The 15,475-nt window shown below is 64.7% G+C and carries 13 protein-coding genes; 3 read left to right on the plus strand and 10 right to left on the minus strand.

What is annotated here, in order from left to right; all coding sequences use genetic code 11:
* Window positions 1-4: 4 nt before the first annotated feature.
* Window positions 5-1,198 (minus strand): HNH endonuclease signature motif containing protein, encoded by a 1,194-nt coding sequence (locus LH390_RS07160; RefSeq protein WP_227281965.1) that lies wholly within the window; start codon window positions 1,196-1,198, stop codon window positions 5-7.
* A gap of 146 nt (window positions 1,199-1,344) precedes the next feature.
* Between LH390_RS07160 and LH390_RS07165 the strand changes: the two genes are divergently transcribed.
* A complete protein-coding gene (locus tag LH390_RS07165; RefSeq protein WP_227281964.1) occupies window positions 1,345-1,695 on the plus strand; it encodes a DUF2200 family protein in 351 nt (116 codons plus the stop codon).
* A 1-nt stretch (window position 1,696) separates the two neighbouring features.
* Here the strand turns inward: LH390_RS07165 and trmD are convergent, their stop codons facing one another.
* The gene (gene trmD / locus LH390_RS07170) at window positions 1,697-2,857 is read right to left on the minus strand and encodes a tRNA (guanosine(37)-N1)-methyltransferase TrmD (protein WP_227281963.1); all 1,161 of its coding nucleotides are present in this window, start codon (window positions 2,855-2,857) and stop codon (window positions 1,697-1,699) included.
* Window positions 2,858-2,861: 4 nt separating this feature from the next.
* Window positions 2,862-3,356, minus strand: coding sequence for a ribosome maturation factor RimM (gene rimM, locus LH390_RS07175; protein WP_227281962.1), 495 nt, complete (start codon window positions 3,354-3,356; stop codon window positions 2,862-2,864).
* 77 nt (window positions 3,357-3,433) lie between these two features.
* Between rimM and deoD the strand changes: the two genes are divergently transcribed.
* Together deoD and LH390_RS07185 are read left to right on the plus strand one after the other, a co-directional pair.
* Window positions 3,434-4,144 carry a purine-nucleoside phosphorylase gene (gene deoD, locus LH390_RS07180; protein WP_227281961.1) on the plus strand — a complete coding sequence of 237 codons (711 nt, stop codon included), beginning with the start codon at window positions 3,434-3,436 and terminating at the stop codon, window positions 4,142-4,144.
* A 38-nt stretch (window positions 4,145-4,182) separates the two neighbouring features.
* Window positions 4,183-4,566 (plus strand): cupin domain-containing protein, encoded by a 384-nt coding sequence (locus LH390_RS07185; RefSeq protein ID WP_227281960.1) that lies wholly within the window; start codon window positions 4,183-4,185, stop codon window positions 4,564-4,566.
* 8 nt (window positions 4,567-4,574) lie between these two features.
* Here the strand turns inward: LH390_RS07185 and LH390_RS07190 are convergent, their stop codons facing one another.
* From LH390_RS07190 to LH390_RS07220, 7 genes are all read right to left on the minus strand, one after another.
* Window positions 4,575-5,468 (minus strand): 3-hydroxyacyl-CoA dehydrogenase, encoded by an 894-nt coding sequence (locus LH390_RS07190; protein ID WP_227281959.1) that lies wholly within the window; start codon window positions 5,466-5,468, stop codon window positions 4,575-4,577.
* 125 nt (window positions 5,469-5,593) lie between these two features.
* Complete coding sequence (gene rpsP, locus LH390_RS07195; RefSeq protein ID WP_227281958.1) at window positions 5,594-6,076, minus strand: 30S ribosomal protein S16; 483 nt, start codon at window positions 6,074-6,076, stop codon at window positions 5,594-5,596.
* Between the two features lie 202 nt (window positions 6,077-6,278).
* Complete coding sequence (gene ffh, locus LH390_RS07200; protein ID WP_227281957.1) at window positions 6,279-7,862, minus strand: signal recognition particle protein; 1,584 nt, start codon at window positions 7,860-7,862, stop codon at window positions 6,279-6,281.
* A gap of 40 nt (window positions 7,863-7,902) precedes the next feature.
* Window positions 7,903-10,062, minus strand: a complete 2,160-nt coding sequence (locus LH390_RS07205; protein ID WP_399524432.1) for a [protein-PII] uridylyltransferase — start codon at window positions 10,060-10,062, stop codon at window positions 7,903-7,905.
* Window positions 10,037-10,375, minus strand: a complete 339-nt coding sequence (locus LH390_RS07210; RefSeq protein ID WP_227281956.1) for a P-II family nitrogen regulator — start codon at window positions 10,373-10,375, stop codon at window positions 10,037-10,039. The genes LH390_RS07205 and LH390_RS07210 overlap by 26 nt, the downstream gene beginning before the upstream one ends.
* Window positions 10,376-10,444: 69 nt before the next feature.
* Complete coding sequence (ftsY, locus tag LH390_RS07215) at window positions 10,445-11,887, minus strand: signal recognition particle-docking protein FtsY (RefSeq protein ID WP_227281955.1); 1,443 nt, start codon at window positions 11,885-11,887, stop codon at window positions 10,445-10,447.
* A 39-nt stretch (window positions 11,888-11,926) separates the two neighbouring features.
* Window positions 11,927-15,373, minus strand: a complete 3,447-nt coding sequence (locus LH390_RS07220; RefSeq protein WP_227337356.1) for a hypothetical protein — start codon at window positions 15,371-15,373, stop codon at window positions 11,927-11,929.
* Window positions 15,374-15,475 lie beyond the last annotated feature (102 nt).

Below are 15,475 nucleotides of genomic sequence, written 5' to 3' on the forward strand. Positions count from 1 at the left end.
GATTCTAGACTCCCTTCCCCTCGCCGCCGTGGAGGGCTTGGTAATAGGCCCTCCTGTGCTCCCGCGCATCCGTGAGGCTGACCCGCCACTGGCGCGGACGAGGCTGTGCCAGTGGCCCCGTGGGATCCGTGACCGTGGTGGTTCCATCCGGGAAGAACCAGTGGCAATTGCCCGTGTGTCCCATGAACATGCGCACATGATCAAACGTGACCATGTTGTGGTGATGCGGACACAGGCACGCCAAGTTCGACATGGTGGTCGCCCCGCCCAAACCGTGGTCAATGACATGATGAAGCTGCAAGTTGCGCGTCCGGGAGCAGTGCGGGTACCGGCAGGTCCCGTCGCGCAGGCGAACCGCCACCGCAACATCGCGCGGTGCATCATGACGCTGCGTGAGGATCTCCCCCACCCCATCAAGGCAGCGGTACCCATCGATCAGCGGCGCGAAGTAGGCCGCCTCCTGCCGGCTCAACTCCCCGGAACCCACCAGATAGGTGGCCTGCGAATCCGGATCAGGGGAAAAGAAGTTGAGCACACACCGCACGGTGGCCTGCTGCGTAAACAACTCCTCAAAAGCCTGCCCCATGCTGCACCGGCGCTGGGAAGACAACTGGGATAACGCCTCATAGATTGCTACCGCCGCCCCCTGGCTGACCACGGCTCGGATCTGTGTAGCCCCGCCCGGAACCGCCTCGAAGGCCACACTGGCGGCCACCCGCTTGAGCGGCTCAGGAGCCCGCGGGCCTTCCGCCTCGCGTACCAGCAGGCGGACCTTTCGGTACATTGCCTGCGGGGACGGAAGATGCTGATGCGCCCGGGTAGGGGTCACGTATTCCGCGATCTGCGAGTCAAGGGAGGCGATCGTCTCATTCGATTCACTGGCCAACGCCCGCCCGATGGCGCACACGCGCTCCATGCACAAGTGGTGCAGACTCTCCTGGAGAGCATCTACCTTGGGCAGGTGCGACAGGATCTCCACACTAAACACGTAGTCCTCGACCTTCGCCGGACGCATGCCTAGGTTTTCCGCCACGCTGTCACGCGTGACATCAAAGTCTTCCTCCTGCGCAAGAATCCACCGCAGCTTGTCTTTCCAGAAGGCAACCTGACGCTCATTGTTATCCATGAAGAACACGCAGTCTGGGTTGTCTGGGTTACAGGCCCGATAACCGGGCTCTACTACAGCTGCCACCACCATGAGCTACCCCCTTTTTTTCTCCCCGTCACCCTCACTTTTTCTTTCTTTCCCCACACCCTAGACCACCAACCCCAACCCCCTACCCTCCCATTCGAACACACCCCTTCCCCATTCGAACATCCGCAGGTAAACGGTAGTATTGCCACATGGACACCACCACCCGACTACGCGCCATGACCTTCGCCGACCTCTACGAGTGCTACCGCGCAAAAATCCTCCGCAAGGATCGCACCATCGACGAACTAGATGCGGTCTTGACCTGGTATTTCAACGACTCCCCCGACGTCTTGACGCACGCCCGCGACAGCGACATCACCCTCGGCGAACTGCTCGACACCGCGCAGACCACCCCGCATGCGCCCGAGATTCGTGGGGTCATATGTGGGGTCCGCGTCGAAGACATCTCCGATCCATTCCTGCGCGCGGTACGCCAGCTAGACAAGATCGTCGACGAGCTGGCCCGCGGCAAAAAGGTAGCTGCCATCCTGCGCGGCTAGATCACTGATCCTGCCAGCGCGTGGACCCGTACCACGGGGTATTGTCCGGCAACGCCCCCACCACCGCGGCAGTGACGGCATCACACTCGAGCTCGGAGGTGGCCACCACCTCCAGGCGGTACAACTCCATGCCCACCGGCGAAAACCCGTGCGTGGCCTCATACTCATTGGCCAGCATGTTGTCCGGCTGGCACGTCGATGCCTGCGCGTAGGCGTCCATGCGCTCCACGTCGAGGCCCGCACTGCTCAGGGCCGCGCGGGCATGCGGCAGGTGATCACGCCACTGCCGCGGGTCAAGGAGCACGGTCAGATTGGTCACATGACGGCGGCGGGCGGCAAGCGCCTGCCTTTCTGCGGCGGTGAGCTCGGCGGCGTCGAGAAGCTCCGGGCGTACCCGAGCCGTGCGCACGATTGCCTGCTGCCTGTGCCACCTGCGAATGCGCGCATGATCGCCGCTGGTCAGCGCCTCCGGAACGGAAAGTCCCCGCCACGTGCGCGGCTTGGTGTATGAGGGCCCTTCGAGCAGGCCATCGGAGAAGCTATCTTCTTCATGGCTGCGCCGGTTTCCCAGAACGCCCGGGATGAGGCGCACCACTGCCTCTGCGATGACGAGCACGGCGACCTCCCCGCCGATGAGCACATAATCCCCGATGGAGACCTCACGCACCCGATAGCGCGTTGCCGCATCCTCGAAGACGCGCTGGTCAATGCCCTCGTAACGCCCGCAGGCGAAAACGATGTGGGACTCCGTGGACCAGCGGCGCGCGTCCTCTTGCGTAAATGGGGTGCCGGCGGGGGTGGGAACCAGCAGGAGAGGAAGGGAGCGATCCTCCTGGTCGGGTTCGTAAGCGCACGCGTCCACGCCCGCGAGCTCATCATGGCGCGGGCCCCCGCGGTGCTGCTGCGAAGAGGACAGCTCCGTGCCAGGCGCGCTACCCGCCGCGACCGCGTCAAGGGCCGGCCCCCACACCGTGGGGGTCATCACCATTCCGGGGCCGCCACCGTAGGGAGAATCATCCACCGCCTGATGAACCCCCGGTGCCCAGTCCCGCAGGTCATGGACGCCCACGGAGAGAATCCCCTGCTCAATGGCCTTACCTAGAAGGGCATGGCGCAGCGGATCAAGATATTCGGGAAAGATAGTTATGACGTCTAAGCGCATGAGGTTACAGCTCCAACAGCCCTTCTGGAGGGGTGATCACACACGTTCCGGAATCAAGGTCAACGTCCGGGACAATGTCTTCCACAAAGGGGATGAGGACCTCCTTTCCGGAATTGATCGTCACCTCAAGGAGAAGCCGGCCTGGAACATGCGTCACCCCCGTGACCTCACCAATGTCGGCGCCGTCCTGGAGAACCCGCAGCCCCTCCAGGTCATGATCATAAAAGCCCTCATCATCCTCGCGCGGCGGGGCAAAAAAGGTCGTCGAACGCAGCGACTCCGCGGCCGTGCGATCCGCAATCTCCGCAAACGTGATAAGAAGTCTGCCCTGGTGCGGGCGCATCGCTGTGACCGTCAGTTCGCGTGTCCGACCCCCCTGCTTTCCCTGCACCACCGTGCCGGGGGCAAAACGCTGCTCGGGAACATCCGTGCGCGGCTCCACAACAACCTCGCCGCGAATCCCATGCGCCTTGACCACTCGCCCAATCATCAACTCCATGCAGCACAACTTAGCAGGCCAATTGGGAAGACTATTGTGGGGCAGGCAAGCACCTGCGCGATTCGAACGGAGAAACCATGCCAGCTACTCCCCACATCAATCCCCAAGGCGCCCCCATCGCCCCCACCGTGCTCCTGCCAGGAGACCCACTGCGCGCCAAATTTGTTGCGGAGAACTTTCTAGAGGACGTGGTCCAGTTCAATTCAGTGCGCAACATGCTGGGGTTTACCGGCACCTATCGGGGAACTCCCGTATCGGTCATGGGATCCGGCATGGGCATCCCCTCCATTAGTTTGTATGCCCACGAACTCATCGACGTCTTTGGGGCCACCACGCTGGTGCGCATCGGATCCTGCGGCGCCCTGCGCGCAGACATTTCGCTTCTCGACGTCGTTGTCGCCCAAGGTGCCTGCACCGACTCCCGGTTCATCGAGCAATACAATCTGCCCGGAACGTTTGCCCCTCTGGGTTCTTGGGACCTCCTCCAACGCGTCGCCGCCACCGCGGCAGCATCCGGTACCCCCGTGCGCGTGGGAAACATTGTCTCCTCAGACGTGTTCTACAACGATGACCCCACCGTCAACGAGCGCTGGGCGAATATGGGCGTACTCGCCGTAGAGATGGAATCCGCAGGACTCTACGCCGTCGCCGCCCGGGCCGGAGTGCAGGCGCTAGGGATGTTTAGCGTCTCCGACAACATCGTCACCGGGCAGTCATGTCCCCCCGAGGAACGCGAAACCGGGCTGAGCACCATGATTCGCCTGGCCCTCGATACCACCTGTTCCTAGACCAACCCACAACACCAACCCACAAGGAAGGATCCCCCATGGATATTCACCAGCCAGAAGCATTCGGCGCCGCACAACACCAGGCCACCCCCGGAATGACCATCACTGATGTCCTTGCCGACGCCCCCGCGATCAAGGAAGGCAGCCGCCCCGCGGTTACCCGCTTGATGCAGGGCGCGCGGGCGAATATCATCGCCTTCCACTTTGCTACCGGCCAAGAACTACCCGATCACCAGGCCGCCCACCCCGTGACCATTCAAGGACTTAGCGGCACGCTCACGCTGAACTGCGCCGGGCAGGACGTAGTCCTTGAGCCCGGGCGCGTCGTCCACCTGGCAGACCACGTGGTCCATGCGGTGACCTGCCAGGAGGGGCCAGCAGTGCTCCTGCTGACCATGCTCACCGGGCAGGACGCCTCCTAGTCCTTCTCCTAGTCCTTGAGCAGCTGGCCGTTTTCGTCATAGCGGTAGAAGCCCTCGCCGGACTCTGCGCCCGTGCGGCCCTTGGCCAGGTACTCCTCCTCGATGAGGGTGGCAAAGGAGCGCAGCTCCTCATCATTGGTCTCCTCAGCATTCTTGTGCGCAATGGCCGCCACGGTACGCAGCCCAATGGAGTCCAGAATGCGGAAGGGGCCGGCGGGCGCGCCGGTGGAGTTCTCCCAGTCTGCATCGATGTCTTCCGGGGACGCCACGCCGCGGACCACAAGGCGCTGCCCGGCCTCAAGGAACGGCACGAGCAGGGAGTTGAGCACGTAGCCCGGCTGCTCCTTATTGAGCGCCACGGGGATCATGCCCATCTCTGAGGCATAGTCCAGCACCGTCTGGAAGGCCTCGTCGGACGTCTTGGGCGTGCGCATGACCTCCGCCGTGCGGTAGCGCCAAATGTGATTGGCAAAGTGAAGGGCCAGGAACTTGTCCACCCGACCGGAGTCTTCCGCGAAGTCACTGGGCAGCAGCGTGGAGGTGTTGGTGGCAAAGATCGTATGCTCCGGGGCTGCCTTGCCTACCTTGGCCCAAATCTCCTTCTTAAGGTCCAGCCGCTCTGGCACGGCCTCGATGACCAGATCCGCCTGGGAGACTGCCTGCTCCAGATCCGACGACTGGGTGAGGCGGTCCCGCGCGGCGGCGACGGTGTCCTGCGTAGCATCCTCCAGGTCGCGGATGTAGGCCTCCCCGAGCTTGTCAAAGCGCTTCGTGGCAGCTGCTACGGCATCATCGTTGATGTCATAGGCCACGACCTGGAAACCGGCGTATGCCGACTGGAAGGCAATCTGTGCGCCCAGGACGCCCGAGCCGAGGACCGTCACATTGGTGATATCGGTCATGATGGATCTCTCCTTGAAGGTTGAGGGATTGGTGTACCTCACCCACCGTAGGGGCGGAAACGCAAAACCCGGCGGCCAGTGCCCCCATTTGGGGGCCCGGTCACCGGGTTGGGGCGGGTAAATGCCTAGGCGTCGGCGTCCTCAGAAGACTCGGCCTCGGCGGCCTCTGCCTCCTGCTTGGCAGCCAGCTCCGCGGCCTCCTTGGCCTCACGGGCCTCCTTGGCCTTGCGCTTCTTCTCCACCACGTCCTCGACGGAGGGGCCATTGTTGGCCTCAGACAGCGCGGCGTTGAACAGGTCGAGCTTGGAGGGCTTCTCCTCGGCCACCTTCAGGGTGCCTTCGGCGCCCTCGATGCCCTTGAACTTCTGCCAGTCACCGGTGACCTTGAGCAGGGCGAGAACCGGCTCGGTGGGCTGGGCGCCGACTCCGAGCCAGTACTGTGCGCGCTCAGAATCGATCTTGATGACGGACGGCTCCTGCTTGGGCTCGTAGGTGCCCAGGTTCTCAATCACCTTGCCATCGCGACGCGTGCGGGCATCCGCAACAACAACGCGGTAGTGGGGGGTGCGGATCTTGCCGAGCCGCTGCAGCTTAATCTTGACAGCCATGATGGCCTACCTTTCTGGTCACTGGGCAGTGCAGACACTCACAAAAAAGTGAGCCGGTTCAACCCAATTTGTTAACCCTGCGCGTGATCAGGCCGGTCGGACCGTAGTCGATGACGGCATAACGCAGGAACGTCGAACGTGCGCACGCCAATGCGCAACCACGCTAGCGTACGCCGAACACCGCCCCAACGGGAAATCGCCCCTACTTCTTCGGACCAAAGTCCAAGTTGTTGAGGTCAATATTTTCCATCCCCTTGGGCATAGGCATCGAGCCAAAGGGATTCGCCGGCATGCCCTTGCCCTCAAACTGGGAGGACAGCGCCTGTAGTTGTGCCATATCCGGCATGCCCGGCTGCTGGGAGGGCATCCGCTTGGGTGCCTTGCGCTTTCCCTTCTTCCCCTTGCGCCCCTTGGGCTTCTTCTTGGTGGCAGAGCGCTGGGAGCCCATCCCGAACTGACCCGCCATCTTGCCCATCATCTTCTTCGCCTCAAAGAAGCGCTCCACCAGCTGATTGACGTCAGAGACAGCCACGCCAGAGCCGGCGGCGATGCGCTTGCGGCGCGAGGCGTTGAGGATCTTCGGGTTTTCCCGCTCGGCGGGGGTCATGCCACGAATGATGGCCTGGATGCGGTCCAGCTGCTTTTCATCGATCATGTCCGCCATCTGGTTCATCTGCTTGCCGCCAGGCAGCATCTTGAGCAGATTGCCGATGGGCCCCATGCGCCGAATCATGAGCATCTGGTCGAGGAAGTCTTCGAGCGTGAGCTCCCCGGTGCCGATCTTGCGGGCGGTATCTTCCGCCTTTTGCTGATCGAGAACGCCCTCGGCCTGCTCGATGAGGCTGAGCATGTCGCCCATCCCCAGAATCCGGCTGGCCATCCGCTCCGGGTGGAAGACATCAAAATCCTCAAGCTTTTCGCCCGTGGAGGCGAAGAGGATCGGCTTTCCGGTGACCTCACGGATAGACAGCGCCGCACCGCCGCGCGCATCGCCATCAAGCTTGGTCAGGACCACGCCGCTGAAGTCCACGCCGTCGCGGAAGGCCTCCGCGGTGGTCACGGCATCCTGGCCGATCATCGAATCGATGACAAAGAGCACTTCATCGGGGTTGACGGCATCGCGGATGTTGCGCGCCTGAGTCATCAACTCCTGGTCGATGCCCAACCGGCCGGCGGTATCGACGATGACCACGTCGTGTTGGAGTCGACGCGCCTCCTCGATGCCGGCCTGCGCCACGGCCACCGGATCCCCGTGGGAGGTCCCCATCTCATGATCGGAGGAATCAATCGAGGTGCCCGGGTCCGGGGCGAAGGTAGGCACTCCGGCCCGCTCACCCACGATTTGCAGCTGCTGCACCGCACCAGGACGCTGCAGGTCACAGGCCACCAGCATCGGCGTATGCCCCTGCTTTTCCAGGTGGTGGGCCAGCTTGCCCGCCAGGGTGGTCTTACCGGCACCTTGCAGGCCGGCGAGCATGATCACCGTCGGAGGGTTCTTAGCTAAGTTCAGGCGCCGGGTCTGGCCGCCGAGGATGCCCGTGAGCTCCTCATTGACAATCTTGATGACCTGCTGGGCCGGGTTGAGCGCCGCGGACACCTCCGCGCCGTTAGCCCGCTCCTTGACGCGCTTGATAAACCCGCGCACCACCGGCAATGAGACGTCCGCTTCAAGCAACGCGAGGCGGATCTCCCGGGCGGTCGCATTGATGTCCGCCTCGGTGAGCTTGCCTTTGCCACGGATGCCATTGAGGGCGCCAGATAGGCGATCGGACAGTGACTCAAACACGTCAGGGTTCTCCCTTCAGGGGGGACATTTTCCAAAGACTCTATGGTAGCTGGAGACCCGCAGAAAGCCGCGAACGGTCCCCCAAGGCGGCGTCGATACGCCGCTCCACAGCCGCACGATCCACACCAGGATGCAACTGCGCCTGCACAATCATCGTGCCACCGGGGCTGTCCATCCGCATCCACTCGGTGTCTGGAAGGGCTGCCAGCAGCGCACCAAAGGCCGCGATGCGGTCCACCGTGCGCACCTCGACGACGGCCCCATTCCAGTAGGTTGCGGTCGCCTCCGGACGCACCGGTGGAAGGGCGGAATGCACCCCGGACTTGTAGGCCTGGATGAACGTTTCTGGCTCCACCTCATGTTCGACCGTGGGACGCACGATCAGCTCCGCATGCGCCTGGCCGTCGGCGTGGGTGGCAATGCGCGCCGAATCAATCGTGCACGCCTTCGCACTAATCACCGCCAGCACCGCAAGCACGTCCGCGCGCCGACGCCCCCGCCACCACACCCGAATGCCCGCAGCATCGGGAGCAACGCCCAGTGCGGTAGGCGCGTGGACCAGCGGTGGGCGCGGAGTCACCGACGTGAGCCGCGCCCGCCCCCGCCGAATGAGGACGTCACGCGCCCGCGCTAGCCGCGGACTGAAAACCCCCGGGCCCGTGGCCAGCGAATCCGCCTCCAGCAGCACGCCCAAAAGCTCCAGGGTCAGCACGTCATAATGGACAGCATCCAGCAGCTCATCAAGGGTTTCCTCCGCGGTAACGTCGCGGGAGGCGGCAAGCCGAGCGATCGTCGAATGCTCCGCGACAAGCGTTTGCACGCAACCACGATCGCGCAGGTTCAGGCCCAAACGCGCCGCCATGCGGGCAACCAGCTGGGCCCCGGTGATCTCATGGCGCGGCCGGCGGAACTTGCCCAAATCGTGGTAGAGCGCCGCCAAAAGCAGCAGGTCTGGGCGCGGGACCATCACCGTCGCCGCCGCGCAATTAGCCACGGTGGCCAGCAAATGATCATCGATCGTGCGAATGTGAGTGCGCTCCCGCGGCATCAACCCGCGAATCTTGCCCCACTCCGGGACGATGGGCTCCCACAGCCCATAGGCATCAAGCTGGCGCACAACCGGAGCGCAGTTCGTCGGCGAAGCCAAAAGCGCGAAGAAGTCCGCCGCGGCGAAGCGCGGAATGCGCTCCGGCAGCCGCGGACACTGCGTCAGCGTAGCCAGGGTGCGCTCCGCCACCGGAAGCCCCGCACGCGCCGCCGCCGCGCCCACCCGCAGCACCAAACCCGGGTCCTCCACATTGGCATTGCGCGCCAACACCACCTGGCCGGAGGATTCAACCACGTCGAGGGCCAACGGGCGGCGCACCGCCCGGTGCCCCGGGGAGCGCCGCGTCCCGATCATCGCCCGGGCCGTGGACAATCCCGCCCGCACCGCGGCATCGACGTCGCGCGCCGCCTCGGACAGCAGGGCCGACAGCTCATAGCGGTCCACAAAGCCCAGGTCTTCTGCCACGTCCGCCGCAAATTCCGGATCAAGGACATCACGGGGACGCCGCGCGTGGCGGTGCACGAGCGTGCGCGCGTTGAGCAGCAACTCCCGCTGGGTCTCCAGCCGGGGCGCATCGCACAGGTTGCCCAGGGCCACCGCCCGAATGAGCTCAATATCGCGCAGGCCGCCGCGCCCGTGCTTGAGATCCGGGTGAGTCATGGCCACCACCGATCCGCTTCGGCGCCACCGCGCAATCGCCACATCAATGACGTCCGGAAGCCGCCGCGGCAGCATCGCACGCCACGCCGCGACCACCTCCCGGCGCGTGCGCGCAACCAGATCCGCGTCGCCGGCTACCGCAGTCAGGTCCAGCAGTGCCAGCGCCGCGGTGACATCGGTGCCCACCATCGCCACATTGTCTGCCGGTGTGCGCACCGCATAGTCCAGGCGATACCCCGCCTGCCACACCCCTTGCCACAGCTTTTCGACGCCCCCCTCCTCCACCGTCGCACCCTCCGGACGGATGAGCACGAGATCAAGGTCCGAACGCTCGGTCAGCTCCCCCCGCGCCAAAGAGCCCGTGGCGGCGACAGCGCACCCGGGCGGGATGGGCAGGCTGGCAATAAGGTCGCGGGCCCGCGCACACGCCTCCCGGCGGATCTGTTGGGTCGCCGCGGCCCCGGGGCTACAAGGCGGACTCGTCACGCTCACCCGTGCGCACCCGCACCACATGTTCGATGGGGCTGACCCAAATCTTGCCGTCGCCAGCCTTGCCGGTGTAGGCGGCCTCCGTGATCGCATCGACCACCTCATCGAGCTGCGCATCAGCAATGAGGACCTCAATGCGCACCTTGGGCACAAACTCGGTGGCGTACTCCGCCCCCCGATACACCTCAGAGTGACCATTTTGCTGGCCAAAACCCTGAGTCTCTGTCACCGTCATGCCCCGCACCCCCACCTGTTCCAGGGCGGCCCGAACGTCTGGCAGCGTAAAGGGCTTAACCACGGCGGTGACAAGTTTCATCGGTGATGCCTCCAAAGAGAATCGACGGTGGTGACCTTCGCCCCACATCTTAGATGGGTTTTACAGCGCCTAGTGCTTCGTGCCCAACAACGCATCCACAAACCCCTCGACCTCGAAGGGAGCAAGGTCGTCTGCACCCTCGCCCAGGCCAACCAACTTGACGGGAACACCCAGCTCCTCCTGAACCTGGAAGACAATGCCTCCCTTGGCGGTGCCATCCAACTTGGTGAGCACCACGCCCGTGATATCCACCACATCGCGGAACGTCCGGGCCTGCATCAAACCGTTTTGGCCCACGGTGGCATCCAAGACGAGCAGCACCTCATCCACCTTGGCCTTCTTCTCTACAACCCGCTTGACCTTGCCCAGCTGATCCATCAGCCCAACCGACGTGTGCAGCCGCCCTGCGGTATCCACCAGCACCACATCGACCTGCTCCTCCACGCCGCGCGCGACGGCGTCGAAAGCCACCGAAGCCGGGTCCGCCCCCTCCTTGCCGCGCACCGTGTGTGCACCAACCCGACGCCCCCATGTTTCCAGCTGATCCGCCGCCGCGGCACGGAACGTATCCGCCGCGCCCAGCAGCACCGAGTGGCCCAGCGAAACCAGCACGCGGGCAAGCTTTCCCGTGGTGGTGGTCTTGCCCGTGCCGTTGACACCAACGACGAGGACAACAGCCGGCTTGCCCTCATACGGCATGGCCTTGATCGCCCGATCCATGTCCGGCTTGCACGCCTTGATCAAAGACTCACGCAGCATCGCACGCGCCTCCGCCTCACTGGAGACCCCGCGCTGCGCGATAGTGGTGCGCAGATCCTCTACCACCGCCATGGTTGTGGCCGTACCCAAATCGGCCATGACGAGCGTATCTTCGATCTCCTCCCAGGCGTCCTCGTCCAAATCCCCCGCAGACAGGATGCCCAGCACAGACTTGCCGATCATGTTCTGCGATCGGGCCAACCGCCCACGCAGCTTGCCAATACGCCCCGGCGCGGGAGCAATGTCATCAAGCTCCGGCTCGGGTTCTGGCGCTGGTTCTGGCGCTAGCTCCGGTGCTAGCTCTGGCTCCGGTTCTGGTTCTGCAACGGGCTGCGGCTCCGCAACGGGTTCCGGTTCTACAACTGGTTCCGGTTCCGGTGCTGTTACCGGTTCTGGCTCCGGCGCTACAGCTGGTTCTGGCTCCGCAACGGGCTCCGGTTCTGGCTCTACAACCGGCTCCGGCTCCGCTACTGGTTCCGGCTCCGGCTCCTGCTCCGACTGGGCAGCCTTAAGGTCCTGGTTGTCCAGGACAACCGGTTCCTTGACCGCCGGGGCGAAGTTGAATCCGCCCTTGGCCTGGTAGTTACCGGACTTTTCCTCCTGGGTGAGTTCTTTGGGGGCCTCCTGCTCCAGCGAATCGAAGCTGACCGACTTCTTCTCGCCGCGTTTGCGGCCCACCACGAGGAGGGCGATGAGCGCCACCACCACGAGGGCGAGCGCTATACCTACATAGATCCAGTACTCCGTAGTCATGGCGTCCATCGTGCCACGAAGGGTGCGGGGACGCGCCGACTAGTTCCGGTTCTTCAGCGCCGCGGATGCCGCCAACACCATCGCGTCGGCGGACAGGAGATCACCCGTAACCAGGTCAGGGACCAGATCCGCCAGTTGGGACCAGCCTGAGGCGGCCGCAGAAAGCGTCTTAGACTTCCCCATCAATCCGTGTGCGTGCATGCGCGCGGCGAGGGCAAAGACCAAAGAGACGACCGGGGCAAGGGCCCACGCGTTGGACTTATCTTCGGTGTTGACGCCGTCGATCTTGTCAAAGCGCACGCGAGCCGCAGAATAGAGTGCCCGGTTGGTTGAGCGCAGGGCGCGCAGCAACGACACCGCCGGCTTGATCAGGCCCTCCGTGGTCAACAACTCGTTGAGCTGGGTGCGCATGCGGAAGGTCTCAAAGACGGCCATAAGCCGTTGGCCGTCCTCCATCATCGGTCCGGGAACGATGTCGGTGCTGGCAAAGAACATGTCGATGAGCTGTTCCTGCTGCGCCGCATCCATGTGCGCGATGCGGACCGTGGAGCTGTCGATGCATGCAGAGTCGAGGGTCGAGTCCCGGCCCGTGAGGAGGGTATTAACCAGCGTCTTGCCGGCGATGTCCCCAACCTGGTCGAGAAGGTCGCGCGCCTTTGCGGTATCGGACTGGCCGCCGAGTACCCCGCTGAGCTGGCCCAACAGGATCATTGCGGTAATCCAGGGGCTATGGCGATCATCGTGGTGCTCATCCGCATCATCGAAGACGTGGTTGACCAGTCCGCTGGCGATCATGCGACCAGGCTGAAGATGCGCCGGCACCAGCGAGTCTGCCAGCCCGCGCAGCGCCGCGGTGGGGGCCGCCTGGAAGACTGCCCCGGCGACGTCGCGTTCGCGCTGTGTCGTGCCGCAGTGATCCCAGATGATCGGCAAAATGTCCCCACCCGTGGGCGGTTGTTCGCTGACTCCGGCCAGGAATGCGGACAGCTCCTTGAGCTCGTCTGGCTGATCGCGCAGGTAGCCCGGTTGGGTGGCAAGCAGCGCGCCGGCGCCGGGGCGGGTGGGGGCGCGCAGGATGGTGAAGGGATCCGCACTGTGCAGCTGGACGGTGAGGTCGCCGGCGTCGATAAGCTCTGGCGGAAGCGGAGTCCGCGGGGTGATGTGCGGCAGCACGCGAGCCCGGGCCCACGGGGCGGTCGCGGGCCACACCCAGGCGGCCAGGCTCCGGCCCTCCACCAGGTCCGGCAGGCACAGCGTTCCGTCCTCGATCAGCGCCTCCGTGGCGTGCGGGGTGGAGCTGATCAGCGCCAGCGTCACTGAGACGCGGTTGCCCGACTGCTCATCGGTCCATTCAAATTCGAGCCTGCCCTCGGGCATGACTGCGGCGGCTTGGGCGATGCTCGCCGCCGGTGCCGCATAGGTGAGCGCGTCCTCGGCGACCAGGTCAACGGTGCGCACCGGGGAGCCGTGCTGGTTGCGGATCGCCACCCGCGGACGCCCCAGCTGACCGGTGGCACGCACGCGGATCCGACCCGCCGGGTCCAGGTGGCGCGAACCCAAGAAGATGCGGCTAGTGCGCCACATCGGCGGGTAGGTAGTCAGCGGAAGCTCAAAGGACAATGCCGGGGGGACGAACCGGAGCGGAAGGGAATCGCCCTCCTGAGTTTCCACAACAAAATCCGTGCCGGCCTGGTCCGGGGTGACAACGATGCTGCGGGGGCTGACACTAAATTCCTTCGGGCCATGGCCCACCTCCAGGCGTGCTGGGGACAGGCCCCCTCCCGCCGGGATGCGCACGCTGTGGGAACCGCCGTCGATGGAGGTGTGCGCCACCATCGATTCCACGATGGCGTAGCGGTGCCGGAAGGACTCATTGCGCGGGCCGCGCAACCGGATGAGGTATTCGCCGACCCAGGGGGCGTCATAGGCCTCCGGATCGAAAACCTGAAACGCCCCACCACCGGCCGGAACCTCCAGCGGCTCGGGATCGGCGATCTCCTCGGTGGCCTCGCCCACCCCGGCGTAGGCGGAAATGGTCAGCTGCCAGATCTCGTCGCGCCCCGACAGCGTCGGCGGGAAATCCGCCACCAAGCTGGTGGCAAACACCGGCAGGTGGGCGGCCGTGCGCACATGCGCGATGGGTTGGCTGGGGTGGACAAAACGCACCCGCTGCCGCGGATCCACGCTGCGCAGCCGCATCATCGCCGACGGCGCCTGGCCCGGGCGCACCGCCTGCAGGGAGGCCGCCTCCGAGGCATCGATGAGCGCGCAGACCCAGCCCTGCCAGCCCTGCACTATCGACGTCTCCGCCACCGGGATCGCCGCCCCCGTCACCGCATCACGCAGCGACGTGTCCTCCGGGGTGAGCACATACAGGCGAGAGTGATGCAGCGAGGCCTTGTCCGAGAGGTTTTGCCCGTTAGCCGCGAAGATGAGCAGCGGATCCTCCGAATCCACCACCGGCACCACCCAGTTGATCCCATTGGTGGTATCCGTGACCGTAACCTCCGTCACCGGCTGCTCGACCGCCACGTCAAGCGCCTCCGCATACGTCGGCTCGCCCCACGGCCGATTCGTGCGGAACTCACGGGTGGTGCCAGCCATATTCACCCGCCACGACACCTCAGCATCCTGCGGATCACCCCCGAAGGCCGCCGCAACGCGCTGCTCAGGCAGCCGCACACACACGCGGTTGCGCTGCGCATCCAAAACCAGGCGGGGGCGCAGCTCCCGGTGGGCCACCCCCACCGACGTGCCCCGCTCCGGGGTGCCAATGGGCCGTTCACGCAGCTCCGCTACCACGGCGTCAGCCACCAGGCGGGGCAACGGCGCAAGCCCGAAGCGGTCCCGATCCACCCAGGAAGAGGGGTGCTCCCGCGAGAACTCCCGCAGCGCCACAATCCCGGTCACCAGATCGGTCAGCCGGCCCCCGCGTGCCGACGCCGCGGTCATGGCCAATCCATCCACCCCCGCCGCAAGGCTCGCCGCAATCTCGGCGACATCCGTTGCCGCCTCGACGCCACCCTGCTCCTCCAGCTGGTCACAATAGCCCAGCACACCGGCGACCTCAGCTCCAATAATCCCGGCGTGGTAGCCCAGCAGCTCCACCCCGCTCAAGCCCTCCGGCACCTCGAGGCCCGCCTGGGCGATCAGCGCATCACTGCGCGCGGAGACCTCAGCGACGAGGTCGTCGGTGGGGTTCAACCCCAAACCGGCGAGAAACTCCGCGAAAAAGTGCTCCGGGTCAATCAGCTGGGCCGCCCGCGCGATCAGCGTGGCAGAAGTCAGCGCCGGGGTCACGTCCAGCAGGGAAGACAATTGCGCCCCCGCGGCCAACTGCCGGGACAAGAAAATGCCAAAAAGGCGCTCCAGCCGCTCCAGGAAATCCCGCCCAAAACCGGTGTCAGGAAACCACGGGTGTCCCGCGAAGGCCTCGGCAAGCTCCAGCTCACTGTGGGAGGCCCACCCCAGGAGGGAGTCAGTCATATCAGCAAACGGCGTGGTCCGGGAATCGGAAGAATGGCCCATCAGAGTGTTCTTAACCCCTTGATACAGTCGTGAAGAAATACGCGGTGAATAAAGAAATGT

It is taken from the genome of Corynebacterium uberis, from assembly GCF_020616335.1.
Taxonomy (GTDB): domain Bacteria; phylum Actinomycetota; class Actinomycetes; order Mycobacteriales; family Mycobacteriaceae; genus Corynebacterium; species Corynebacterium uberis.